The sequence below is a fragment of the Paenarthrobacter sp. 10L412 genome, from assembly GCF_056395565.1.
Genome location: NZ_JBFTJT010000007.1, coordinates 272,664 through 296,255 on the forward strand (window position 1 = coordinate 272,664; position 23,592 = coordinate 296,255).

23 protein-coding genes and 1 tRNA gene are annotated in these 23,592 nt (G+C 61.5%); 17 read left to right on the plus strand and 7 right to left on the minus strand.

All coding sequences use genetic code 11. The annotated features are described in order from the left end of the window. Positions 1-99: 99 nt before the first annotated feature. A complete protein-coding gene (locus AC1DD7_RS11520; protein ID WP_223946385.1) occupies positions 100-270 on the minus strand; it encodes a hypothetical protein in 171 nt (56 codons plus the stop codon). Positions 271-351: 81 nt separating this feature from the next. Here AC1DD7_RS11520 and AC1DD7_RS11525 point away from each other — a divergent pair, with 81 nt between their 5' ends. Next, positions 352-1,320 carry a GlxA family transcriptional regulator gene (locus AC1DD7_RS11525; RefSeq protein ID WP_477515065.1) on the plus strand — a complete coding sequence of 323 codons (969 nt, stop codon included), beginning with the start codon at positions 352-354 and terminating at the stop codon, positions 1,318-1,320. Here AC1DD7_RS11525 and AC1DD7_RS11530 read toward each other — a convergent pair. The 6 genes from AC1DD7_RS11530 to AC1DD7_RS11555 form a co-directional block, all read right to left on the minus strand. Beyond that, complete coding sequence (locus AC1DD7_RS11530; RefSeq protein WP_223946383.1) at positions 1,317-1,619, minus strand: protealysin inhibitor emfourin; 303 nt, start codon at positions 1,617-1,619, stop codon at positions 1,317-1,319. The genes AC1DD7_RS11525 and AC1DD7_RS11530 overlap by 4 nt on opposite strands. An 83-nt stretch (positions 1,620-1,702) precedes the next feature. Continuing rightward, positions 1,703-2,719 carry a M4 family metallopeptidase gene (locus AC1DD7_RS11535; RefSeq protein ID WP_477515185.1) on the minus strand — a complete coding sequence of 339 codons (1,017 nt, stop codon included), beginning with the start codon at positions 2,717-2,719 and terminating at the stop codon, positions 1,703-1,705. A gap of 208 nt (positions 2,720-2,927) precedes the next feature. After that, positions 2,928-3,000 (minus strand) — tRNA-Arg (locus AC1DD7_RS11540). Between the two features lie 121 nt (positions 3,001-3,121). Beyond that, positions 3,122-4,624: an FAD-dependent oxidoreductase gene (locus tag AC1DD7_RS11545; protein ID WP_477515066.1), complete on the minus strand. Its 1,503-nt coding sequence runs from the start codon at positions 4,622-4,624 to the stop codon at positions 3,122-3,124. Continuing rightward, positions 4,621-5,493 carry an FAD:protein FMN transferase gene (locus AC1DD7_RS11550; protein WP_477515067.1) on the minus strand — a complete coding sequence of 291 codons (873 nt, stop codon included), beginning with the start codon at positions 5,491-5,493 and terminating at the stop codon, positions 4,621-4,623. Before AC1DD7_RS11550 ends, AC1DD7_RS11545 begins: the two co-directional genes overlap by 4 nt. 5 nt (positions 5,494-5,498) lie before the next feature. After that, complete coding sequence (locus AC1DD7_RS11555) at positions 5,499-5,975, minus strand: FMN-binding protein (protein WP_477515068.1); 477 nt, start codon at positions 5,973-5,975, stop codon at positions 5,499-5,501. A gap of 219 nt (positions 5,976-6,194) precedes the next feature. Between AC1DD7_RS11555 and argS the strand changes: the two genes are divergently transcribed. The 16 genes from argS to atpE all read left to right on the plus strand — a co-directional run bounded on the left by argS (position 6,195) and on the right by atpE (position 23,584). Then, complete coding sequence (gene argS, locus AC1DD7_RS11560) at positions 6,195-7,844, plus strand: arginine--tRNA ligase (protein WP_477515069.1); 1,650 nt, start codon at positions 6,195-6,197, stop codon at positions 7,842-7,844. A gap of 4 nt (positions 7,845-7,848) precedes the next feature. Then, positions 7,849-9,333 (plus strand): diaminopimelate decarboxylase, encoded by a 1,485-nt coding sequence (lysA, locus tag AC1DD7_RS11565; RefSeq protein WP_477515070.1) that lies wholly within the window; start codon positions 7,849-7,851, stop codon positions 9,331-9,333. Then, positions 9,326-10,642: a homoserine dehydrogenase gene (locus tag AC1DD7_RS11570; protein ID WP_477515071.1), complete on the plus strand. Its 1,317-nt coding sequence runs from the start codon at positions 9,326-9,328 to the stop codon at positions 10,640-10,642. Before lysA ends, AC1DD7_RS11570 begins: the two co-directional genes overlap by 8 nt. Beyond that, positions 10,643-11,746, plus strand: coding sequence for a threonine synthase (gene thrC, locus AC1DD7_RS11575; protein ID WP_431115644.1), 1,104 nt, complete (start codon positions 10,643-10,645; stop codon positions 11,744-11,746). A gap of 2 nt (positions 11,747-11,748) precedes the next feature. Continuing rightward, positions 11,749-12,723 (plus strand): homoserine kinase, encoded by a 975-nt coding sequence (thrB, locus tag AC1DD7_RS11580; protein ID WP_477515072.1) that lies wholly within the window; start codon positions 11,749-11,751, stop codon positions 12,721-12,723. A gap of 307 nt (positions 12,724-13,030) precedes the next feature. Continuing rightward, on the plus strand, positions 13,031-15,259 hold the full coding sequence (rho, locus tag AC1DD7_RS11585; RefSeq protein ID WP_477515073.1) for a transcription termination factor Rho: 2,229 nt from the start codon (positions 13,031-13,033) through the stop codon (positions 15,257-15,259). Between the two features lie 247 nt (positions 15,260-15,506). Further along, positions 15,507-16,580 carry a peptide chain release factor 1 gene (gene prfA / locus AC1DD7_RS11590; protein ID WP_223933485.1) on the plus strand — a complete coding sequence of 358 codons (1,074 nt, stop codon included), beginning with the start codon at positions 15,507-15,509 and terminating at the stop codon, positions 16,578-16,580. Between the two features lie 46 nt (positions 16,581-16,626). Then, complete coding sequence (gene prmC, locus AC1DD7_RS11595) at positions 16,627-17,499, plus strand: peptide chain release factor N(5)-glutamine methyltransferase (protein ID WP_477515074.1); 873 nt, start codon at positions 16,627-16,629, stop codon at positions 17,497-17,499. 12 nt (positions 17,500-17,511) lie between these two features. Beyond that, positions 17,512-18,354, plus strand: coding sequence for an L-threonylcarbamoyladenylate synthase (locus AC1DD7_RS11600; protein ID WP_477515075.1), 843 nt, complete (start codon positions 17,512-17,514; stop codon positions 18,352-18,354). Continuing rightward, positions 18,351-19,136 carry a WecB/TagA/CpsF family glycosyltransferase gene (locus AC1DD7_RS11605; RefSeq protein WP_477515076.1) on the plus strand — a complete coding sequence of 262 codons (786 nt, stop codon included), beginning with the start codon at positions 18,351-18,353 and terminating at the stop codon, positions 19,134-19,136. Before AC1DD7_RS11600 ends, AC1DD7_RS11605 begins: the two co-directional genes overlap by 4 nt. After that, the gene (locus AC1DD7_RS11610) at positions 19,137-20,093 is read left to right on the plus strand and encodes a glycosyltransferase (RefSeq protein ID WP_477515077.1); all 957 of its coding nucleotides are present in this window, start codon (positions 19,137-19,139) and stop codon (positions 20,091-20,093) included. Between the two features lie 282 nt (positions 20,094-20,375). Then, positions 20,376-21,494: an MraY family glycosyltransferase gene (locus tag AC1DD7_RS11615; protein ID WP_477515078.1), complete on the plus strand. Its 1,119-nt coding sequence runs from the start codon at positions 20,376-20,378 to the stop codon at positions 21,492-21,494. A 113-nt stretch (positions 21,495-21,607) separates the two neighbouring features. Then, on the plus strand, positions 21,608-22,099 hold the full coding sequence (locus AC1DD7_RS11620) for a hypothetical protein (protein ID WP_477515079.1): 492 nt from the start codon (positions 21,608-21,610) through the stop codon (positions 22,097-22,099). Further along, complete coding sequence (locus AC1DD7_RS11625; RefSeq protein ID WP_477515080.1) at positions 22,086-22,421, plus strand: hypothetical protein; 336 nt, start codon at positions 22,086-22,088, stop codon at positions 22,419-22,421. Before AC1DD7_RS11620 ends, AC1DD7_RS11625 begins: the two co-directional genes overlap by 14 nt. A gap of 81 nt (positions 22,422-22,502) precedes the next feature. Beyond that, entirely contained in the window at positions 22,503-23,303 is an 801-nt protein-coding gene (gene atpB, locus AC1DD7_RS11630) for a F0F1 ATP synthase subunit A (RefSeq protein WP_216923956.1), read from the plus strand. A gap of 77 nt (positions 23,304-23,380) precedes the next feature. After that, a complete protein-coding gene (gene atpE / locus AC1DD7_RS11635; RefSeq protein WP_009356484.1) occupies positions 23,381-23,584 on the plus strand; it encodes an ATP synthase F0 subunit C in 204 nt (67 codons plus the stop codon). The last annotated feature ends 8 nt before the right edge of the window (positions 23,585-23,592 follow it).

Genomic DNA, 23,592 nt, shown 5'->3' on the forward strand with positions numbered 1-23,592 from the left:
AAGGACGCCCGTCGTTCAGGAAATCCTGGTGAATTCCGTGAAGGACGGGCGTCGGATGGACAAGCCTTGGCTGACTGCTTTCAGTGGGCTGGCGGGCGGCTAGTAGATGCGGGGGTTCCAGTAGGGAGTACTGGGAGCGTCGAAGGCGCTCCAGGGTTCCTTGGAGTTGATGGGTGGGTTGTGGCCGCGTCCGTCCTTCAGGAGGGCGGTAACGGTGGCTGCGACGGCGGTGATAAGGACGATGAAGAGGATGATTCCGAAAATTTCCATGCCTTCAGTCTTCTCTTGCCGGCAGCCAAGAAACAGTGGCAGAAATGCCCCATTTAGACAATTTTCTGCCACACTGGAGATATGTTGAAATCAGTGGCCGTGATAGTTGTCCCCGACTTCTCGATCTTCGAGTTCGGCACCGCGTTTGAGGTCTTCGGCATCGACAGGTCCGACCGCGGCGCAGGCGTACCTGCTTTCGACTTCAGGGTGTGCGCGCCGGAGCCGGGAGACATCCGCATGAAGTCCGGGCTCTCGCTGCATGTCAACCACGGCCTGGAAGCCGCGGCTGATGCGGACCTGGTGATCATGGCGCCCTTCGGGAGGGACCAGGAGATGCCGGAATCTGTCCTGGATGCACTCCGGGCGGCCCACGCCCGGGGCGCATGGGTGATGTCCATTTGCTCAGGCGCCTACGCGTTGGCCCGGGCCGGGCTGCTTGATGGGCGCCGATGCACCACCCATTGGCATTACTCACAGGATCTGGCGAATCGCTACCCTGCGGCAGTGGTGGATGAGAACGTCCTCTATGTACAGGACGGAACCATCATTACCAGCGCAGGAACTGCCGCCGGAATCGATGCCTGCCTCCATCTTGTGCGTGTGGAGCTGGGAGCCAACGTGGCTGCCGCGATCGCGCGCGACATGGTAGTTCCGCCCCATCGCGACGGCGGCCAGGCCCAGTTCATTGACCGGCCAATGCCCCGCTGTGGTTCAGCGCCCATGGAGGAACTCCTTCGATGGATGGTTGAACACCTCGACGAAGAACACAGTGTGAACGAGCTGGCTGCTCGGCTGCATATGTCGCCCAGAACGTTCGCTCGCCGCTTCAGGGCGGAAACGGGGACTACTCCGGCGGCTTGGTTGAACTCCCAGCGGGTGCTGCGGGCCCAGGAACTCCTGGAGTCCACGGAGCTGAACATCGATGAGATTGCGCGGGAAGCAGGATTCGGGCATTCCGTCCTGCTGCGCCACCATTTCACGAAGGTGTTGGATACGAGTCCCCAGAGCTACCGACGGGCCTTCCGCGGGCAGCTGGCCGAGGCGATCTAGCGGCGGGCCCCCAGGCGGCCACGGGACTCGGAACCTTCAGCCTTGGCACACTCCACCAGTTCCTGCCAGGGCCCGGTGACCGCTCGCTCGGGTAGCGTCGCCCGCCGTTGGCCTGCCCTGATGGAGTACATGAACCGATCCGGTTCGTTCACCGTCCTGGCTTGGCTCTTCGCCTCGTCCCAGGGACATGCCTCAACGATCGGCATCCAGCGCTCTTTGTCATCATCAGACACTGCCTCCACGCTCCAGACGCGTGTCATCGCGGCTATGCCCCCACTGCGCTGGACGGTGATTTTCATGACCGGCTACTTCTCGTTTGACGTACTGGCGGCAAGCCAACGACGGCGGGACTACCCGGGGCCGGACGGTCCCGCCGGCTGGTCTAAACCTTGACCTTCACAGTCTCCCACGCCTTCAGGACGGCGTCATGCTCTACGGAGCCAACGCCAAAAAGTTCTTCCGCGGTAGCCGCAGTGGTCTTGGCGAACTTGCCAAAAGTGCAAGCTGGCGTCAGCGACCCGCTGGTGAGTGTCCCATACCAGATCTGCCCAGGCACACCCCATGCGTTGCCACCCAGCTCGGAGGCAACAAGGTAGAACGCCCTGTTGGGGATGCCCGAATTGATGTGCACTCCGCCGTTGTCTGCACTGGTCCGGACATACGTGTCCATGGAGTCCGGCTGCGGGTCCTTGCCCAGGATGTCGTCGTCGTAGGCGGTGCCCGGGGCCTTCATCGAGCGCAAGGCCGCACCTTGGACCTTGTCGGTAAAAAGGCCCTCGCCGATCAGCCAGCTTGCTTGCTCGGTAGTTTCGTTCTTCAGGTACTGCTCCACAAGGACACCGAAGACGTCTGACATGGACTCGTTCAGGGCGCCTGCCTGGTTGCGGTAATTGAGCCCTGCCGTAAATTGCGTGACCCCATGAGCCAGTTCGTGGCCGATGACGCTGACGGACTTGGTGAAGCGCTGGAAAATCTCCCCGTCGCCATCCCCGAAGACCATCTGGTTGCCATCCCAAAAGGCATTGTCGTACAGATTGCCGTAGTGAACGGTAGCGTCCAGGGCCAGGCCGGCGCCATCGATGGAGTCCCGGCCGAAGATCTCGGCATATAGTCGGTGCGTGCTGCCCAAACCGTCATAGGCCTCATCGGCAGCGGCGTCCCCAACAGGCGCAGTGCCTTCCTTGCGGACCACCCGGCCGGGCAGGTTTTCCGAGGTATCGGCATCGTAGATAGTGCGCTTTGGTGGGCCGGGCTTTGCCGCCACTGCACTGGGGGGAGTAGAGGGTGCAGGGGCGGCACGAACCGCCTGGAGGTCCTTGATGTGCAGGAGTGACTCCTTGGCGGCACGGGCAACAGCCCAAAGCCGTGGTTCACTCTGGGCGGCAATCCTTCGAAGCATGTAAGGCGGAACGATTGAACAAATCACGGCAACCCCTTTGGCTCTTGGCGACTGGCAACTGTGATCAGCCTAGGAGCGGGGGCTGACAATTTTGGGGTGTTCGCCCGGCAAGCCCTGAACTGATAGCGACGACCCGGGTTGCAGTGACGGGAGTGGGAGCCGGAACGCAAAAAATACCCCGCCAGTTGGACTGGCGGGGTACCGTGTGTGCCCTCGATAGGATTCGAACCTACGGCCTTCTGCTCCGGAGGCAGACGCTCTATCCCCTGAGCTACGAGGGCATCCGGGGTTCCCTCCGTTGCCGGTGGGACGTCCTAGAGCTTAGCAGCCACCGAGCCCCAAAAGAAAACGCGGTCATGATCTTTAGTGCCCTGCACCTTACGGCGCTGCGGTACCCGCAGCTCAGTACCCGGCAAACGAGTCAACATGTACCCGCCGCGCACCTGCACCGCGCGCCGCGGCACGAAGGGAATCCACGCTCGCCGGGGAACCGGAGACATAAACCTCGCGGGCACCGATGTCCGGTACCAGCTCCTTCAGGCGCTGTGCATCGATCCTGGAGGTGCCGGCGTCGTGCATGAAATCGGGGGGAGTGGAGCCATCCGCGAGCCGGGCGATCACCTTTGCCCCGGATGCCTCCAATTGCTCACAAGCGGCGAGTTCATCGCGCCCTTGGGCAAGGTAAAGGACCACGGTATCGCGGGATGCGGCGTCCGATGCAAGGTGGGAAAGGAAAGGCGTGATGCCGATACCTGCGGCAATCAGCAGGACCGGTGTGGCGGCGTCGCGCGGGAGCACGAAGTCTCCGCCAACGGCTGTGGCGGAAATCATGTCACCAGGCTTTAGCGCCAACAACGTCTTCTTGGCAGTGGACAAGGGCTCGGCCGTTCCAACGCCGAAGGTCACTTCTGGAGCACCCGGGGCGCTGGTGATGCTGAAGACGCGGCGGCGGCCCTTGCCGTCGGACCCCGAATGCGGAAGGTTCAGCTCCATGAATTGCCCGGCCGCATGGCGGACGGGGCGCCGTGGATCGAAGCGGAACTCCTTGGTCCCCGGTGTCAGGGGCCGGGATCCCTTGAATGTCAGTTCCACGCGGCCCCGCTGGCCCAGGAAGAAAGCGATGAGGTTCCCCACCAGGAGCGCGAGTTCAGGGGAGTTGGCCACGAAGCCCAGGTTGTAAGGAACCGCAAAGACAACGCCGACGACGCCGGCAAGCGCCAATTGCTGCCAACGGCGTGGAGGGAGCGTGAGCGGCTCGGTAAGCATGAAGCCGACAAAGAAGAGCAGGGGACGCTGGGCCAACGGCTGCCACAGGGCCTGGCCGAAGGTCATGCCGCGGCCCAACAATTCGACACAGACGATGCCGGTGGCCACCAGCAGGAAAACTGTTGCCATCAGCATTTTCCGTGTTCGGTACAAGACCGCCAGGACGCCAGGGACAAGGAGCCACAACATGGCAGGCGTTGCGGCCCACCACGTGGCTATGTTCAGTCCGGTCAAGCCCGTGATGAAAGCCCCCGCGGCCGCCGGGTTGAAAATGTGACGCCCACGGAAAGCCAAAGCATACTTCGACGCACTGGCCAGGACACAAGCCAGTGCAACACCCACCATGTCAGTGGCGACGAATGTGGGCCAGAACAGGAAATACAGGAGCAAGCCGGTAATGAGCGAAGACTCCGAATGTGGCGTGGTCCGGAAAAGCAAGGCCAGCAGGCGGTTCGATCCATAGGTAAGCCCCAGGCACACGCATAAGTGGACCAGCATCTGTGGCAGGCCGAATGTCAGCCACCCCAAGACGTTCAGGAGCAGGCTGTAGGCCACCAGCACCCCGAGAACCCACAAAATCAAGCGGTACATGGTGAAGCGGCCCAACCAGGTGTCCAATCGCGACTTCATGGCATTCATGTGAACAGTCTCCCCTCAAAACCAGCCGAAAATGTGGCAGTCCCATTCGAAAACACCCGTAGCCAGGAAAAATCGAACTCAGCCTCAAGTGCGGCAGGTTCCACCATGAAGAGTGCCGTGGCCAAGGCATCTGCCACCATCGCGCTCGCGGCCATGGTCCACGTGGCCACTGTGGTTTGGATGGGTTGCCCCGTGATTCCGTCCAGTACATGGTGCAGCCCGTCGCCCCAGGCCCGGCGGTTGGACGCGGAAGCGCAGAGGGCGGAATTGTCCAATTCCACAAAGCCGATTGCCTGCTTCGGGTTATAAGGATGCTCCAAGGCCACAGTGACGGGCATGCTTCCGGCATGCAGCATGTCCCCGCTGCCATCCACCAGGAAGTCCAGGTAGCCAGCTGAATGGAGGACCTCACCGAGCAGGTCCACGAGCTGTCCTTTTCCGGCGGCGCCAACGTCCAATACCAGCGGAACCTTGCCCGATACCGTGGTTCCCGACCATTCCAGGACGTCTTCCCACTTGGCAGCACCCTCAGGAGCGCCTGAAGGAACCAGGGTGTAGCCCGCATCATAACCAAGACGGTTCAAGCTACTGCCAATCAGGGGTGTCATGGAGCCGCCACTGATCCGGTACAGCGCCTCGTAGACGTCGTGGAGGGCCACAGCGTGCCCGGGCAAGGAAATGCTTCCGGGACCGCGCTCCAGGGCGGACACCAAGGAATCCGGCCTGAACCGCGAATACGTGTGGTCATAATCCGCCACTGTTGCAAGCAGTTGGCGCTGCACATCCGGCGCAAGCCTCGACGACGTCGAAATCTCCCAGTGCGTACCGATCCCTTCGAAGCTAAAGCGGCTCCAGCCCGGATGCGGCATGGCTGCTACTTTGCCTGGGACTTGATCTGCTTCACGGCATCGTTGAAGCCGCCGGAGGTCAAGGAGGAACCGGCCACCTTGGAAACGTTGAGTTCGTCGATGTCTTTGCCAACGATCTGTGCCGCGATACCGCTGGCAAACTCGCCTTGGAACTTCTTGGTATTGGGGTTGGAGGGGTGGACGGTGATATTCACTGCCTCCACCTTGTCCCCGGCCAGCTTGAGCTCAACGCCAACCGTCTCCTGGCCGTTCGGCGATGTATATGTTCCATCGGCGCTGTACGTGCCGTCCTTGTACGTGGAGTCACCCTTTCCAGCCGAAGTGGAGGAAGAAGGACTGCCAGTGGAAGCCTGGCCACCATTCTGGGTTGCAGGTGTCTGGGTTGACGGGGCTTCCGTTGTGGGGGCACAGGCGGCCGCGGTCCCGATGATGGAGACGCTGGCGAACCCGACGTAGAGGCTCTTGCGGAGTGGCGTAGTCATGTTCTGCTCGTTTCAACTGGACAAGATGCGGTCAACGGATGGTTTCGGTCTCTGGACGACCGATAAAAGCCACCTCTTACGTCTTCACAACGTAGAAATCAGCGTAATGGTTCAGTCTGTGAGTGCCGCCAGCCGTCCATGTATAGGTGCTGTGTCCAAGATATCCACAAAAACGAGCCTTAATTCCTCGAGTTCGCGGGCCCCCGGTAGGCTGGATGGGTGACTCCCGAAGAACTCTCTGCTGCCATATCCACCTGCCTTAAGGATGCCGTCTCCGCCGGCGAAATCGCCTTGGCGGAATCCGCTGTCCCCGACGACGTCCGGGTGGAGCGCCCCAAGAACAGGGACCACGGAGACTGGGCCACCAATATTGCCCTGCAATTGGCTAAGCAAGCCGGCACAAATCCGCGCGAGTTCGCGGGAATCCTCAGCCACCGCCTTCAGGAAATCGCCGGCGTGACCGGAGTGGAAATCGCAGGACCCGGCTTCCTGAACATCACCGTTGACGCTGCAACGGCAGGCGCGCTCGCCAAGGCAATCGTTGAGGCCGGTTCCACCTACGGAACCAACCAGGCGCTCGCAGGACATGTTGTGAACATGGAATTCGTTTCCGCCAACCCCACGGGTCCCCTTCACATCGGCCATACCCGGTGGGCCGCCCTGGGCGACGCGATCGCGCGCGTGCTGCGGGCTTCTGGAGCCGACGTCACCGCCGAGTACTACATCAACGACGCCGGTTCGCAGATGAACGTCTTCGCCAACTCAGTCCTTTCCCGGCTCCACGGCCGGGGCGTCCCCGAGGGCGGCTACCCCGGTGAGTACATTCGCGAACTCGGCGATGAAGTACTCAAAGCGCACCCCGATATCCGTGAACTCACGGACGAGGCTGCCCTGCCGGTCATCCGTGCCGCTGCCTACGAGGCACAGATGGCCGATATCAAAGCAACGCTGGCAGATTTCGGCGTGGAGTTCGACGTCTTCTTCTCCGAGAAGGAACTGCACGACGCCGGTGCCATTGAATCTGCCGTTGCCCGCCTCCGCGAACAGGGCCATGTGTTCGACGACGGCGGCGCCGTTTGGTTGCGCACCACTGACTTCGGCGATGACAAAGACCGCGTCATGATCCGCGCGAACGGAGAACCGACTTATTTCGCCGCCGATGCCGCGTACTACCTCTCCAAGAAGGACCGCGGTTTCACCGAGAAGATTTACCTTCTTGGTGCCGATCACCACGGCTACATCAATCGCCTGAAGGCTATTGCGGCGTGCGCGGGCGACGATCCCGAAGTAAACATTGAGGTTCTCATTGGACAGTTGGTGTCCGTCAACGGCGCCAAGTTGTCCAAACGCGCGGGGAACATCATTGAACTCAAGGACCTCATTTCCTGGTTGGGCAAGGACGCAGTGCGCTACTCCCTTGCCCGGTTCCCTGCCGACTCGCCGCTGACACTGGACCCGGAACTGCTCAAGAAGAACAGCAACGAGAACCCAGTGTTCTATGTGCAATACGCCCATGCCCGCTCCAGGGGAACCGCGCGCAATGCCGCCGAGGCGGGGGTGGACCGATCTGTGTTCGACGCATCGCTGCTGGATCACGCCACGGAGAACGAGCTTCTCTCCTACCTCGGCAGCTACCCCTCCATCGTGGCCAAAGCAGCCGAGCTCCGCGAACCGCACCGCGTTGCCCGCCATCTTGAAGTTATCGCCGGTGCCTACCACCGCTGGTACGACGCCTGCCGTGTCTCGCCGCTGGGCGAGGAACCCGTGCTGGACGTGAACCGGACTCGTCTCTGGCTCAACGACGCCACCAGCCAGGTGCTTGCCAACGGACTCGGACTGCTGGGCGTTTCCGCGCCGGAACGGATGTAAGGCCATGAGCACAAACACCGCACCAAATTCACCCCAGGCCTCTCCGCTTGCCCCTGACTGGCTGGCCGTCCCCGAGGACCTTAACGTCCTTCAGGCACCGATGTGGGCAGCCGGCGTGGAGAAGAACGACGCCGGTGAGGTCACCATTGACGGGATTTCAGTCAGCGACCTCAAGGCGCAATTCGGCACGCCACTCTTTGTGATGAGCGAATCTGACTTCCGCGCGCGTGCCCGTGCTTTCAAGGACGCCTTCGACGACGCTTTCGCAGACATCTGCGGGGGAGTGGATGTCTACTATGCGGGCAAGTCCTTTCTGTGCACATCAGTAGCACGATGGGTGGCCGAGGAAGGCCTTCGCCTGGACACCTGTTCCGGAGGCGAACTGGCCGTTGCTGCCCGGGCAGGAATCCCGGGGGCCAAGCTGGGCCTGCACGGCAACAACAAGTCCGACGCCGAGATCAACCGGGCGCTGGATATGAGGGTGGGCCGCATCGTGGTGGACAGCCTCGATGAATTGGAACGGGTAGCCAAGATTGCGTCCAGCCGCGGCGAAACCGCCAAGGTCATGCTGCGCCTCACGCCAGGGGTGCATGCCCACACCCACGAATTCATCGCCACAGCGCACGAGGACCAGAAGTTTGGCCTCTCCATGGCTGAGGACTCCACCGAGGAAGCTGGCCTGTCTGCCGCTGAGGAAGCCGTTGCAGCCGCGACGTCGTACCCGAGCGTGGAACTCCTGGGGTTGCACTGTCACATCGGTTCCCAGATCTTCGAGGCGGACGGATTCGCGCTGGCTGCGGAGAAGCTCCTCGGTTTTCAGGCAGCGATGCAGGCCAAATACTCCATCATCCTGCCGGAATTGGACCTCGGGGGCGGCTACGGTATCGCCTATACGCCAGTGGACACCCCCCGCCCTCCAGCGGAAATCGCGCAGGCGATGGCCGCCGTCGTGCGTTCAAAGTGCGCGGAACTCGGCATCGAAGCGCCCCGTGTTTCCATCGAACCCGGACGCGCGATCGTCGGGAGCACCACGTTCACTTTGTATGAGGTAGGCACGCTTAAAACTGTTCGCGTGGACGTTCCGGGCACCGAAACAGGTTCTGAGAACGTTACGTATCCGCGTCGGTATGTGTCGGTGGACGGAGGAATGAGCGACAACGCCCGTCCGGTGCTTTACGACGCGGATTATTCGGCGATTTTGGCTTCCCGTGACTCCGATGCAGCTCCGCAACTGTCCCGCGTAGTGGGCAAACATTGCGAGAGCGGCGACATAGTTGTTAGAGATGTATATCTGCCCGCGGATGTGGCAGCCGGTGATTTGCTCGCAGTACCGGGTACCGGCGCCTATTGCTGGGCCCTCTCCAGCAACTACAACTACCTGGCCCGGCCTGGCGTTGTCGCTGTGCGCGACGGAGCCGCCAGGCTCATTGTCCGCGGGGAAACCGAAGAAGATCTCTTGAACCGCGACATGGGAGTGGCGAATGTCTGAAGTGCGAACCCTGAAGGTGGCCCTGCTGGGCTGTGGCAATGTAGGGGCCCAGGTCGCGCGCATTCTTATTGACGACGCCGAGGCACTGGCCGCCCGCAGTGGTGCCCGCCTCGAGCTGTCCGGTATTGCCGTGCGCAACATCGACTCGCCGCGCGACGTCGAACTGCCCCGTGAACTCTTTACCACGGACGCCGAGACCCTCGTCAAGGACGCAGACCTCGTCATCGAGCTCATGGGCGGCATTGAACCCGCACGTACGCTCATCGTCACCGCCATCCAGAATGGCGCCTGCGTTGTCACCGGTAACAAGGCGCTGCTCGCGCAGGACGGCCCCACTCTCTACGAAGAGGCTGACAAGGCCGGCGTTCAGCTGTCCTACGAAGCCGCCGTTGCCGGTGCCATTCCCATTCTGCGCCCGATCCGCGACAGCCTCTCCGGCGATCGCATTACGAGGGTTCTCGGGATCGTGAACGGGACCACCAACTTCATCCTTGACCAGATGGACAGCACTGGCGCGCAGTTTGCAGACGCCCTTGCCGAAGCCCAGCGCCTCGGTTACGCCGAAGCTGACCCCACTGCCGACGTTGAGGGCCATGACGCAGCTGCCAAGGCTGCGATCCTGGCATCGTTGTCCTTCCATACAAGGTTCTCCCTGGACGACGTCTACTGCGAGGGGATCACCAAGGTCAGTGCCGCGGACATCGCTTCGGCCAAGGAAGCCGGCTTCGTCATCAAGCTTTTGGCCATCGCCGAGAAAATCGAAGCCTCAGAGAACGGCAGCGGAATCTCGGTGCGCGTGCACCCCACCCTCCTGCCACGCGAACACCCGCTGGCAGCCGTCCGCGGTGCGTTCAACGCGGTCTTCATCGAAGCCGAAAACGCTGGTGAACTGATGTTCTATGGCCAGGGGGCCGGGGGGACTCCCACTGCCTCTGCTGTGTTGGGTGACCTTGTCTCCGCTGCCAGGCGCCTGGTCCTCGGCGGTCCCGGCCGCACGGAAACAACTACCGGGCATGTTCCGGCACTTTCCATTGATGCCTCCAACACCAGCTATTACATCGGTCTGGATGTAGCAGACCAAGCAGGTGTGCTGGCTCGCATCGCCCATATTTTTGCGGAGAACGGCGTATCCATCGAGATCATGCGTCAAACGATCCACCGCGACTCCGCCTCGAATGTTGAGTCGGCTGAGCTGAAAATCGTGACGCACCGTGCATCCGAAGCTGCACTCGCAGCAACCGTCGAGGCCATCAAGGGCCTGGACGTGATCAATTCTGTGACATCCGTACTGCGGGTAGAAGGGGTCTAAGTGGCTCACCAATGGCGCGGAGTAATCCGCGAATACGCTGATCGTTTGCCTGTAACGGAAGCCACCAAGGTCATCACCCTCGGCGAGGGCGGCACCCCGCTCGTCCACGCACAGAAGCTTTCCGAGCTGACCGGCTCGCAGGTGTACCTGAAGGTCGAGGGCATGAACCCCACGGGTTCCTTCAAGGACCGCGGCATGACCATGGCTATGACGGCGGCCGTCGAAGCCGGCGCCAAAGCTGTTGTATGTGCTTCCACCGGAAACACCTCGGCCTCGGCCGCGGCATACGCAACGGCCGCAGGCCTCAAGTGCGCTGTGCTGGTCCCCGAAGGCAAGATCTCCATGGGTAAGCTCAGCCAGGCGATTGCGCACGGCGCCACGCTGCTGCAGGTGGACGGCAACTTCGACAACTGCCTGGACATCGCCCGCAAGCTTGGGGAGTCCTACCCGGTCTTCCTGGTGAACTCGGTCAACCCTGCCCGTATCCAGGGCCAGAAGACGGGTGCCTTCGAAGTTGTGGACTCCCTGGGCGATGCCCCGGATATCCATGTTCTGCCTGTCGGCAACGCCGGTAACATCACTGCCTACTGGAAGGGATACAAGGAGTACTCCGCTCCCTTCGAGACCGCCAACGGCACGCTGCCGGCCGTCTCCACCAAGACACCCATCATGTGGGGTTTCCAGGCTGCCGGTGCAGCGCCGTTCGTTGCAGGGCACCCGATCACTGAACCGGACACTATCGCCACTGCCATCCGCATCGGCAACCCGGCATCTTGGGACACGGCGATCGCTGCCCGCGACGAATCCGGTGGCCTGATTGAAGCTGTCACGGATGAGGAAATCCTGGACGCCCACCGTTGGCTCTCTTCCAAGGAAGGCGTCTTTGTGGAGCCCGGCTCTGCTGCCGGCGTGGCAGGCCTGATCAAGAAGCACGCTGCTGGTGAGGTTCCGTCCGGCAAGACCATCGTCATCACCGTTACCGGCCACGGACTGAAGGACCCCCAGTGGGCCCTCCGCACGGAGGACGGCAGCGATGTGCAGCCGGTCAAGGTTTCCAATGACGTCGTCACCGTTGCCGCGGAACTGGGACTGGAAGAAAAATAAGAGTGGAACAAACGCAGCCCACCGCGACCGATCGTCAACTCGTCGCGGCAGGCCAGCGGCTGACCGTCAAGGTCCCCGGTACGAGCGCCAACCTGGGTCCCGGCTACGACAGCCTCGGCTTGGCCCTATCCATTTATGACACCTTGACGGTGGAAACGCTCACCACCGGAGAGCTCGAATTCGAGCTCTCCGGTGAGGGCGCCGATACCCTTCCGCGCGACTCCAGCCACTTGGTGGTGCGTGCGATCGACCTTGCCTTGGAACGTTTGGGTTTCCGGCATTCCGGCCTACGGATCACGGCTGACAACGTTAATCCGCATGGACGCGGGCTGGGTTCCTCCGCCTCCGCAGTTGTAGCGGCGGTTACTGCCGCCAATTCCTTGGTTCCAAAAGAGGCGCAGCAGGATCTCGACTGGGTCCTGCAGCTGACCAGCGAAATGGAAGGCCACCCGGACAACGTCGCCCCCGCCATTTTTGGCGGACTGGCGCTGTCATGGCAGGACAGCGAGCAGTACAGCAGCACGCGTGCTGAAGTAGCCCGATCCGTGGTTCCCGTGGTGGCGGTTCCAGATTATGAACTCTCCACCGAAACCGCTCGCGGACTTTTGCCCGCGTCTGTGGGTCATCATGCTGCTGCGATGAACTCCGGACGTGCAGCGTTGCTTATCCACGCGTTGACAACGCAGCCGGAATTCCTGCTGCCCGGTACCGAAGACTACCTGCACCAGAGCTACCGGGCCGAAGCGATGCGGCCCAGCGCGGACCTTATTGCGGCGCTGCGGACGGCCGGTCACGCTGCTGTGGTTTCCGGTGCCGGTCCTACTGTCATGGTCCTGGCCAACGGGCCCGGCGAAGCGGCAACCGTCGCCGAATTCATCGAGGTGTTTACTGCCGCCAACACACCCAACGTCGGTTGGCGTGTGATGACGCTGGCTGTGGACGTTGAAGGTGCTAGAGTGGAAGTGCACCGGCGGTAAAGCCGCGGGCAGTTCCCTGATTTTGGATCTTGGCGGTTTCGCTGTTCCTTTCGTCAACTGTGCCAACGTCTGACGGTGCCGTCTCCTTCCGGCCTGTCTCAGGTGCCGCAGAACTCTCTCTGTTCCCTGAATATTCAGTCGGCTGTCCGGGCAACTGGGTTCAGTGAAGACGATCAGTATCCGGCCCTGTTGGCCACAATCCATCAGGCACGGCCGAAATCACCGGCTGCAGATCTGAACTGCAGCCCAGAACAAATCATCGCGTCCAGCTCTCGCTCTGGACGCCGTCGAGGGGGAAGGATCCTTCGTGACAGAAACCACTGAGCTGGCTTCAGCTGTGGACACAACAACTTCTGCTGCTGAGTCGTCAACAGCAGCAACCACCAAGAGCAGCGGCCTTGCAGGCCTTAAGCTCGCCCAGCTCCAGGCTCTTGCCAGCCAGCTGGGGATCTCCGGTGGGTCCCGTATGCGCAAGGGGGACTTGGTAACAGCCATTTCCGCCCATCGTGCCGGGACTTCTACCGCCAAGGCCCCGGCCAAGGCATCGACGAAGGCTGCCACCGCGCCCAAGGCAGCGCCGGCTCCCGAGGTTAAGGTTGCGGAGAAGAGCGCTCCTGCCGCCGAAGTGAGCACGGAAGCGCCGGCCCAGGAAGCCCCTCGTGGACGTGGACGTGGCCGTAGCCGCCGCGCCACCAGCGATGGCGTAATTGCCGCGGCAGAGGCCGCTGCACCCGCTGAAGCGCCGGCTGCGCCGGTTGCAGAGCCCGAGGCAGCGCCGGAAGCCGGCGAAGCCGTCACCGAGCGTCGCCAGCCCCGCACCCGTAACCGTCGCCGCAGCGAGACTGCTGCAGCTCCGGAGGAAACCGCAGAAGCCCCGGCCGCTGAGCAGCGTCCCGAGCGCACAGAACAGCGCAGTGAGCAGCGTGAACAGCGTGGCGAACGTACTGAGCAGCGTGAACAGCGTGGCGAGCGGACCGAGCAGCGTGAACAGCGTGGCGAACGGACCGAGCAGCGTGAACAGCGTGGCGAACGCACTGAACAGCGTGAACAGCGTGGCGAACGCACTGAACAGCGTGAACAGCGTGCCGAGCGCACTGAACAGCGCGAGCAGGCCGACTCCGGCGATCAGTCCCGTGAACGTCGCGACTCCCGCGGACGCCGTGAGGACAACACCGACCTCGACGACACTGGAAACCGCCGCAACCGCAGGAACCGCCGTGATCGCAACGATCAGAACGAGCGCAGCGACCGTCGTGGCGGTCAGGACAGCCGCGACGGCAACACCCGCAGCGACCGCTTCCGCGACCGCAACGAACGCCGCCGTGGCCGTGCACAGGGGCCGGATGTTGACGACATCGAGGTTACCGAAGACGACGTCCTGCTCCCCGTAGCGGGCATCCTGGACGTCCTGGAGAACTACGCATTCATCCGGACGTCCGGCTACCTCCCCGGTGCGAACGACGTCTACGTTTCGCTGGCACAGGTCAAGAAGTACAACCTCCGCAAGGGAGACGCCGTCGTTGGCGCCATCCGTGCACCACGCGAAGGTGAAGACCGCAACCAGCAGTCTTCGCGCCAGAAGTTCAATGCCCTCGTTCGTGTTACTTCGGTCAACGGCAAAACTCCTGAAGAGCTCAAGGACCGCGTCGAGTTCGCCAAACTGGTGCCGCTGTACCCGTCCGAGCGCCTGCGCCTGGAAACAGACCCCAAGAAGATCGGTCCGCGTGTCATCGACCTCGTGGCTCCGATCGGCAAGGGCCAGCGTGGCCTGATCGTCTCCCCGCCCAAGGCCGGAAAGACGCTCATCCTGCAGTCCATTGCGAACGCGATCACCACCAACAACCCTGAGGTCCACCTCATGATGGTGTTGGTTGACGAACGTCCCGAAGAAGTCACGGACATGCAGCGCACCGTCAAGGGTGAGGTCATTGCCTCCACCTTCGACCGCCCCGCAGACGACCACACCACGGTTGCCGAGCTCTCCATCGAACGCGCCAAGCGCCTCGTTGAAATGGGCATGGACGTGGTGGTCCTCCTGGACTCCATGACCCGCCTGGGCCGCGCCTACAACCTGGCAGCACCGGCCTCCGGCCGCATCCTGTCCGGTGGTGTCGACTCCGCAGCGCTCTACCCGCCGAAGCGCTTCTTCGGTGCCGCCCGCAACATCGAAAACGGTGGCTCGCTCACCATCCTGGCAACGGCTCTCGTCGAGACCGGCTCCAAGATGGACGAGGTTATCTTCGAGGAGTTCAAGGGCACCGGCAACATGGAGCTCCGCCTGTCCCGCCAGCTGGCAGACAAGCGCATCTTCCCGGCCGTGGACGTCAACGCGTCCGGCACACGCCGCGAAGAGAACCTGCTCTCGCCGGAAGAAGTCAAGATCATGTGGAAGCTGCGCCGGGTCCTTTCAGGCCTTGAGCAGCAGCAGAGCCTTGAGCTGCTGACCAACAAGATCCGGGAGACGCAAAGCAACGTCGAGTTCCTCATGCAGGTTCAGAAGACGACGCTTGGAGCGAAGTCCGACAACGACAAATAGCGTTACGTGGGGTGGGGCCGTCGAGTAATTTTGCCGGCCCCGCCCCTTCGCGTTGCTGCTGACATACTGCGTAAGTCAGCAGCAACGCTACGACAGGCCCGATGCCACTCCCGGGCCGGCAAAATTACCCGACGGCGGACTCGTCACCTTTGCGTCCGGCCGTCACCTCCCCGGGGCGGGAATTCGTGCGGCCTACGGAATCGTTGGCGCAAATTAGACTTGGATACGAGTCGAAAGAGGTTTGAAAATGTTTGAGTCCGTTCAGGGATTGCTTGATGAGCATGCTGCTATCCAGGCGCAGTTGAGTGATCCTGCTGTTTATGCCGATCAGTCTGCTGCCCGGAAATTGGGGCGGCGTTCTGCGCAGCTCCAGGGCATTGTGGAGGCGTATAACAAGTGGCGCGGGCTCAATGATGATTTGGAAGCTGCCAAAGAGATGGCTGACGAGGACCCCGAATTCGCTGCAGAAGTTGTGCAGCTGGAGGAGCAGATTCCCGCGGCACAGGAGCGGCTGCGTCGTCTGCTGATCCCTCGTGATCCGGACGATGCCCGCAACGTGATCCTTGAAGTCAAGGGCGGCGAAGGCGGCGACGAAGCTGCGTTGTTCGCTGGCGACCTTCTGCGGATGTACATGCGGTACGCCGAGTCGCGGGGCTGGAAGACTGAGATGATCTCCGCTACCGAATCCGATCTTGGTGGATACAAGGACGTTGCCGTGGCCATCAAGGGCAACTCGAACGACCCCGCGGAGGGCGTCTTTGCGCGGTTGAAGTTCGAAGGCGGTGTGCACCGGGTGCAGCGCGTTCCGGTTACAGAGTCGCAGGGCCGTATCCACACATCCGCGGCCGGCGTCCTGGTGCTTCCCGAAGTGGATGAACCCGAAGAACTTGAAATCAACCAGAACGACCTCAAGATCGATGTCTACCGTTCCTCCGGTCCCGGTGGCCAGTCCGTAAACACCACTGACTCCGCAGTTCGCATCACCCACTTGCCTACGGGCATCGTGGTGGCCATGCAGAACGAAAAGTCGCAGCTGCAGAACCGCGAAGCCGGTATGCGCGTGCTCCGTGCCCGGCTCCTGGCCCACCAGCAGGAACAGATCGACGCCGCCAACTCCGAACAGCGCAAGTCGCAGATCCGTACGATGGACCGCTCGGAGCGCATCCGCACCTACAACTTCCCGGAAAACCGCATTGCGGACCACCGCACCGGGTATAAGGCCTACAACCTCGACGCCGTGATGAATGGTGATCTGGAACCCGTCATCCAGTCGGCGATTGAAGCGGACGAGCAGTCGCGCCTGGACGCCCTGGGCGAATAGCAGAGCACCACAAGCCTGCCGATTTCCAGCTATCGGGGTTACAGATATGACGATTTTCCCAGGCCAGAGCCTCGCGGACGCCGTTCGCGAGGCCACTGCCGTTTTGTCCGACGCCGGAGTCCCCACCCCCCGCGTCGATGCCGAACTTCTTGCGGAGCACCTGCTGGGCGTGGGGTTGGGCCGGTTGCGGGCAATGCTCCTGGGTGATTCCCCCGCCCCTGAAGGCTACGCCGAACTGGTGGCTGAGCGTGCCGGACGCGTACCGCTTCAGCACATCACCGGCGTCGCATATTTCCGCCATCTTGAGCTGCAGGTGGGGCCGGGTGTGTTCATTCCCCGACCCGAAACGGAATCCGTTGTCCAGCTTGTCATCGACCACGTGGCCGGCATGTCCCACCCCAAGATCGTGGACCTCGGAACCGGTTCGGGAGCCATTGCCGGTTCAATCGCGCACGAGGTTCCAGGAGCTGAAGTCCATGCCGTGGAATTCAGCACTTTTGCCCATGCATGGGCCAGCAGGAACCTTGAACCGCTGGGCGTCTCGCTGATCCAGGGCGATCTCAGGGATGCCTTGCCTGAACACAACGGCTCCTTTGACGTTGTGGTGTCCAATCCGCCGTACATCCCTGCCGAAGCCATCCCGAACGAGCCCGAAGTTGCGCTGCATGATCCGCCAGAAGCACTGTACGGTGGGGGAGCGGATGGCATGGAACTCCCGATGGCGGCAGCAGCCAGTGCGGGCCGCCTCCTGAAACCTGGCGGCTACTTCGTGATGGAACACGCAGAAGTCCAGGCGGATTGGATCAGCGGCATGTTGCGTCGAGCGGGACGTTGGCAGGACATCACCACGCACTTTGACCTCAACGGCAAGGAACGTGCCACGAGCGCGGTGCTGGCAAACAAGGCTCCTGATGAGTGAAAGAATAGCGCTGTGACCACAACCTACAATTGCACTTCCGATGACCAGCGGGCTGAAGGACTTCAACACGCGCAGCGTGCCATCAGCGAAAAGAAGTGCATCGTGCTGCCGACGGACACCGTGTACGGCATTGCAGCTGACGCCTTTTCCCCCTTGGCCGTAACAATGTTGTTGGCTTCCAAGGGCCGTAGCCGGCAAATGCCCCCACCGGTCCTGATTCCACGCATCAACGCCCTGGACGGACTCGCGAACGATGTATCCGCCGACGCCAGGGCCTTGGCTCAGGCGTTCTGGCCCGGTGGCCTGACGCTCATCCTTCACGCCCAGCCGTCTTTGGATTGGGACCTGGGTGATACCAAGGGCACTGTTGCCCTGCGGATGCCTGACGACGAACTCGCACTGGAACTTCTGGGCCTTACCGGGCCGCTGGCTGTGTCATCGGCCAACCGCACGGGGCAGGAAGCAGCGCAGACCGCTTCAGAGGCGCGGCTCCAGCTCGCGGATTCCGTGGAGGTTTACCTGGAAGGCGGCTTCCGGCCCGTGAAGGGTACTGCTGCACTGCCTTCTACCATCGTGGATGCGACCTCCGAACCCTTCCGGGTGGTACGTCAGGGCGCCATCTCCCTGGAACGCTTGCGTGAGGTTGTTCCTTCCATCCTCGGTGTTGACGAGCCTGTACCTTCCGTTGCTCCGGCAGCAGAAACCGAAGCAGCAGCACAGGAAGAACCTGTCTCCGAGGCCGCCGCGGCGCAAGACGCACCCATCGAAGTAACGCAAGCACCCGCCGTCGAGGATCCGGCGCCTGCTGTATCAGCATCGGCACCCGACGCCCCACGTGAAGCCAAACCCGAATGATTCCGGACCGCCAGCGCGTCCCCGTCCTTGACGTCGACGCGACTCCGCTGCGCGTCAATGAATTGATCGATGCCCTTGACGGACTTATCTCCACCGGAACCACCCGTACTGTGCTCGGCCACAATCTTCACAGCATTACGCTGTTCCACTCGTGTGCAGATTTCCGTTCACTTTACGATCAAAGCTCGATCGTCCTCCTTGACGGCGCTCCAGTAGCCATGCTTTGGGGATTGGCCCACAAACGGCAACTGAAGCCCCTGGGACAAGGCCCCATGGCATACCGGCTTGGATCCATGGACTGGATCCCGGCTCTTGGGGGAGTGAAGGGGCTGGAACGGGTGGCCGTGATCGGGGCCGGACGGGCCGCAAATACGCAAGCGGTGGCCCAGCTGCGCACGATTATTCCGGACGCGAGCGTAGATGGCATGCCCGGCGAAGGATGGGACGATGCGCTGGAAATGGCTGTCGTGGAGTGGTTGGACCGCTTCCGTCCTCAACTGGTGCTGCTGGGCCTTGGCATGCCGCTGCAGGAAACGGTCCTGCATCGACGACTCACTCAGTTTCCGCCCGCTGTATATTGTGCAGTTGGCGGTGCCATTGAACAGGTGGCCGGAGTCCAGAAGCTCGCGCCACGGTGGCTCGGGCGCCTTGGGCTCGAATGGGCATGGCGCTTGGTTCTCCATCCGGGCCGCGTTGCCTACAGAGTTTTTGTTGAACCGTGGAAGTTGGCGGGCCTGCTGATACGGCGCCACTTCCAGCCATCCCAGACCAAAGGCAAGTAAATGACGTCCAAACCCGTTGTGGTCGCCGTTGTGGTGACCTTTAACCGGCGTGAACTCCTTGAGACCACCCTGGCCGGCATTACCGCCGGCACCAAGGTGCCGGACGCCGTCGTCGTCGTGGACAATGCCTCCACGGACGAAACCGCCGAATTCCTCCGGACCTACCGTGGCCCTGTTCCTACGGACGTTGTTACGCTCAATGCCAACGTGGGCGGTGCCGGGGGATTTGTTGTGGGCATGGAGCGTGCAGTCCTGGACCACGGTGCTGACCACGTCTGGATCATGGACGACGACACCGAGCCACAGCCGGGCGCACTTCGCGAGGCACTGGATGTGTCCGAGGCCTATCAACAGGAAGCGGGGGAAGCTCCGGCGTTCATCGCCAGCCGGGTGGTGTGGACGGATGGGCGCGACCACCCAATGAATCGCATGCGTCCACGCATCGGAGCCAGCGAAGCGGCGCGGAGCATGGCGACCCGGCTCGGGGCGGTTCAGATCCGCAGCGCATCGTTCGTTTCTGTCCTGATCCGCGCGGACGAGATCCGGCGTCACGGACTGCCCATCGCGGATTACTTCATCTGGAACGACGACCTCGAATACACGGCAAGGGTTTCGCGCCGCGGAATTGCGTTGGCTACCAACGCGTCGGTAGCCAACCACCACACGAAAGTATTCGGAGATGCAGGCGCGGACCCCGGCCCTCGTTTCTATTACGAAGTTCGAAACAAGCTCTGGGTTTACACCAGGTCCAACGCCCTGACCCCTTGGGAAAAGGTCCTCTTTACCGGGGCTTCGCTGCGCAATTGGACCAAGACCATTGCTGCGTCGTCGAACCGCAAAGTTCTGCTTGATGGCTTGTTCAAGGGCCTGCTCCACAGTTTGAGGGCGCCCCGGTCCAACGCCCAAGTGCTCAAGGGGATCTACGCCCTGCGCAACGTCCAGGAGCCTGCCAAGTAAAGGCCTGCCGCTTGACTACAGCGCATCAGCTGTAGCTTTGCGGCTGCGTCACGCCGGTGGTCACGACCGTTGGCATTAGTATCGTGACTAGAGTCCACAGAAATCCCAGCATCATTTGGCACAGCCGGTGCAGGCATGGCGACGGAGTACTTCCATTTATCGACAGACAGAAATCCACACCTTGACCTGCCCAGAACTACACGGCTTTTCAGCGATGCACCGGCTGCATACGTTGGTCCGTGTACCTGTTTCCGGCATTGGGCTGCCTTCCGGAGCCGCGTCATGATTATGTACCTGCTGATGGCGCTCACGGCTGCACTGGTGTCCTATGCCGGAACGTGGGGAGCCCGCGTGCTCGGGAACAAATTACGGCTTTACCGTCCCATCCGCAGCAGGGACATGCACTCCGCACTCATCTCAAAACTGGGCGGGCTTGGCATCTTTGCAGGCTTTTTTGTTGCGCTTGTGGTGGCAAGCAACTCCTTCTTCGTTAAGGACATTTTCAGGCATAACGATGCTCCGTGGGGCATATTGGCCGGAGCAGTAGTGATCGTCGCAGTGGGGGTCGCGGACGATATCCTCGACATCCGCTGGTGGATCAAGCTCCTGGGGCAGGCAGCAGCGGCTTTCATCGTCGCCATCTGGGGGGTGAGGATGTCTGTGGTTCCCTTCATCCCCGAACCGATCCTGATTGAATCCGAGCTCGTCCAGATTGTCCTGACAGCCGGGCTGATTGTTACCACCATGAATGCCGTCAACTTCATTGATGGGCTGGATGGACTGGCCGCAGGTGTAGCCACCATAGGCGGCGGTGCCTTCTTCCTCACGGCGTATTGGGTGCACCGGAACAACCCGTCCACTGACAATTCAGACCTTGCGACACTCCTGATGGCGATCCTGGTGGGTGGCTGCATCGGCTTCCTGCCGCATAACTGGTTTCCAGCCAAGATCTTCATGGGGGACTCCGGTGCCATGCTCATCGGTCTCCTCATGGCTTCAGCCGGCGTAGTGGCCACGGGGCAAATCGGTTCCGGGCTCTACGACCGCGCCAACGGCATTCCTACGATCATCCCGATCCTCCTGCCGTTCGCCGTCCTGTCCCTTCCGCTCCTGGATTTCGGGATGGCTGTGGTTCGCAGGACCGCGCGGGGACAGTCTCCTTGGTCCGCAGACCGTGGGCACCTCCACCACAAACTGGTGGACCTCGGCTACTCGCACCGCACCGCCGTCGTCATGCTTTATGTCTGGACGTGCATCCTGGCGTTCGGAGGTGTGGCGTTCGCCGTGTTCCCTTGGCAGATTGTGTTGATCGTGGTGGTTGTAGCTGCTCTCGTCATGGCCGCCGTTACCGCATGGCCGTACTTCACGCGGAATACGGCGGGGCCAGGGGAGCGCTCATGACTTCCGGTTATGGTCACAGTTCTATCTCATGTAGAATTCTTTCTGCGGACAGTCACTCGCCCGTAACCCCACTTTGAGAATATGGCACCTGTGCCACGAGGATTGGTATCCCCATGACATCCAACGCCGATTCCGGACGCCCGTCCGGTAAACGTGCTGTTGGAGTTTCCGGGGAGACATCCAACCTGTGGCTCCGCTTGCTGCTCTTGAGTTCCGCTGCTGCTCTGGCCGGATTGATCGTGACGAGTATCGTCGCAGCGTTCATGAATGGTGGCCAAGGCGCGCTTTCAGCAGCATTCGGGGCCGCGCTGGTCATGCTCTTCTTTGCGATCAGCCTTCTGATCGGTCATTTTGTTGGCCGCAATAATCCTTCCGGCGCTGTCGGCCTGTTCGTGGCGACGTACTTCGTAAAAGTCGTCGGATTTGCCGTGGTCCTCTTTGTTATCGGTACTCCCGCCTGGTTGCACGGCCGATGGTTCATCATCGGCGCAGTTGTGGCCGTCGTCCTTTGGCAGGCTGCAGAAATCTACGGTTTCAGCAAAGCCCGCCTGCAGATCTACAACGATCCTGCGGATGAGAAGGGCGGTACGGATGTCTCTGCGTAAGCGTAATTCCCAGCTGTCGAGCCACGCTCCATCCCAAGGTGCGGCCAACGATTCTGCCGACGCCGGAAACGATGGTGGATACAACGCCGGCATCGCCGTCTTCAGCTACATCGTTGGCGGGATCATTCTCTGGAGTTTGATAGGCTGGGGTCTGGATAATCTGTGGGGGACCCGCTGGATTGTGCTCCTTGGCGCTCTGCTGGGAGCCGCAGGAGGGTTCTATCTTTCCCATATGCACGGCCTCACCAGGCAAAGCTCTTCTTCTGGCGAGAGCAACGCAGACAGCGGTCCGTCCACGGACGGGGACAGTAATGCCAAATAATTTCACACGGAATATGGATGCGTCGAGCGCGTCCGGCTTCCAACCAATGCCCAATGATGGACACAGCAGAGAGGAAACGCGTTGATCGCGCTTGCGCTCCCCGCCCAGGATTCGGGGTCATTCACCCCACCCGGAATCGACGAAATGCACCTGCCGGCAATCCTGCCTTGGGGTGCGCACGATGGCTTCTCCAAGCAGATGCTGCTGGTGATCCTTTCGGTCGTCATTATCGCTACATTCTTCATCCTCGCTGCACGTAAGCAGCAGCTGGTTCCCGGCAAGCTGCAGTTCGCAGGCGAAATGGCCTACGGCTTCGTCCGCAACAGCATCGCCAAGGACATCATCGGCGGCAAGGACTTCATCAAGTACGTCCCGCTGTTGTTCAGCTTGTTCTTCTTCATCCTGGTGAACAACATCTACGGCGCCATCCCCGTGATCCAGCTCCCGAGCTTCTCCCACGTTGGCGGCGCGTATGTGCTGGCCGGCATCGTGTACTTCACCTGGATCATCATCGGAATCAAGAAGAACGGGCTGAAGTATTTCAAGCTGGCAACCGTTCCCTCCGGTGTGCCGTGGTACATCCTGCCGATCGTTGTTCCGATCGAAATCATCTCCAACTTCCTGGTCCGCCCCGTTACGCACAGCCTCCGTCTGTTTGCGACCATGCTGGCCGGCCACCTGATCGTCATGCTCGCCGGTTCCGGTATTGAGTTCCTGATCATGCAGGAGAACGTCCTTTTGAAGGGCACCTCGGTTCTCGTCCTTGTCGGCGCTATTGCCATGTACATGCTCGAGGCCCTGATCATGGCTCTGCAGGCTTACGTGTTCACCTTGCTGACCGCGATCTACATTGAAGGCGCCCTGCACGCCGACAGCCACTAGGCTCAAAAACTTCCCCTTGAGGGGATTGAAGTAAACCAAACAACCTGCCACATGGGTGGCATCTTGAAAGGAAAAAAATGGAAGGCAATCTCAACCTCGTAGGTTACGGTCTGTCCGCAATCGGCGGTGGTATCGGTGTGGGTCTCGTATTCGCGGCTTACATCAACGGTGTTGCTCGTCAGCCGGAAGCTCAGCGCGTGCTGCAGCCGATCGCATTCCTTGGTCTGGCACTGACCGAAGCTCTTGCCATCCTCGGCCTCGTCTTCGCTTTCGTTCTCTAGTCTTCGAC

Coding starts and splice junctions, on each gene's coding strand:
- AC1DD7_RS11530 (WP_223946383.1), bottom strand. CDS start 1,619: ATGAAAATCACCGTCCAGCGCAGTGGGGGCATAGCCGCGATGACACGC.
- AC1DD7_RS11570 (WP_477515071.1), top strand. CDS start 9,326: ATGTCTGAAGTGCGAACCCTGAAGGTGGCCCTGCTGGGCTGTGGCAAT.
- AC1DD7_RS11535 (WP_477515185.1), bottom strand. CDS start 2,719: ATGCTTCGAAGGATTGCCGCCCAGAGTGAACCACGGCTTTGGGCTGTT.
- prmC (WP_477515074.1), top strand. CDS start 16,627: ATGACGATTTTCCCAGGCCAGAGCCTCGCGGACGCCGTTCGCGAGGCC.
- prfA (WP_223933485.1), top strand. CDS start 15,507: ATGTTTGAGTCCGTTCAGGGATTGCTTGATGAGCATGCTGCTATCCAG.
- lysA (WP_477515070.1), top strand. CDS start 7,849: ATGAGCACAAACACCGCACCAAATTCACCCCAGGCCTCTCCGCTTGCC.
- AC1DD7_RS11520 (WP_223946385.1), bottom strand. CDS start 270: ATGGAAATTTTCGGAATCATCCTCTTCATCGTCCTTATCACCGCCGTC.
- AC1DD7_RS11610 (WP_477515077.1), top strand. CDS start 19,137: ATGACGTCCAAACCCGTTGTGGTCGCCGTTGTGGTGACCTTTAACCGG.
- AC1DD7_RS11525 (WP_477515065.1), top strand. CDS start 352: ATGTTGAAATCAGTGGCCGTGATAGTTGTCCCCGACTTCTCGATCTTC.
- AC1DD7_RS11545 (WP_477515066.1), bottom strand. CDS start 4,624: ATGAATGCCATGAAGTCGCGATTGGACACCTGGTTGGGCCGCTTCACC.
- AC1DD7_RS11555 (WP_477515068.1), bottom strand. CDS start 5,975: ATGACTACGCCACTCCGCAAGAGCCTCTACGTCGGGTTCGCCAGCGTC.
- atpE (WP_009356484.1), top strand. CDS start 23,381: ATGGAAGGCAATCTCAACCTCGTAGGTTACGGTCTGTCCGCAATCGGC.
- AC1DD7_RS11620 (WP_477515079.1), top strand. CDS start 21,608: ATGACATCCAACGCCGATTCCGGACGCCCGTCCGGTAAACGTGCTGTT.
- AC1DD7_RS11615 (WP_477515078.1), top strand. CDS start 20,376: ATGATTATGTACCTGCTGATGGCGCTCACGGCTGCACTGGTGTCCTAT.
- AC1DD7_RS11605 (WP_477515076.1), top strand. CDS start 18,351: ATGATTCCGGACCGCCAGCGCGTCCCCGTCCTTGACGTCGACGCGACT.
- AC1DD7_RS11625 (WP_477515080.1), top strand. CDS start 22,086: ATGTCTCTGCGTAAGCGTAATTCCCAGCTGTCGAGCCACGCTCCATCC.
- AC1DD7_RS11550 (WP_477515067.1), bottom strand. CDS start 5,493: ATGCCGCATCCGGGCTGGAGCCGCTTTAGCTTCGAAGGGATCGGTACG.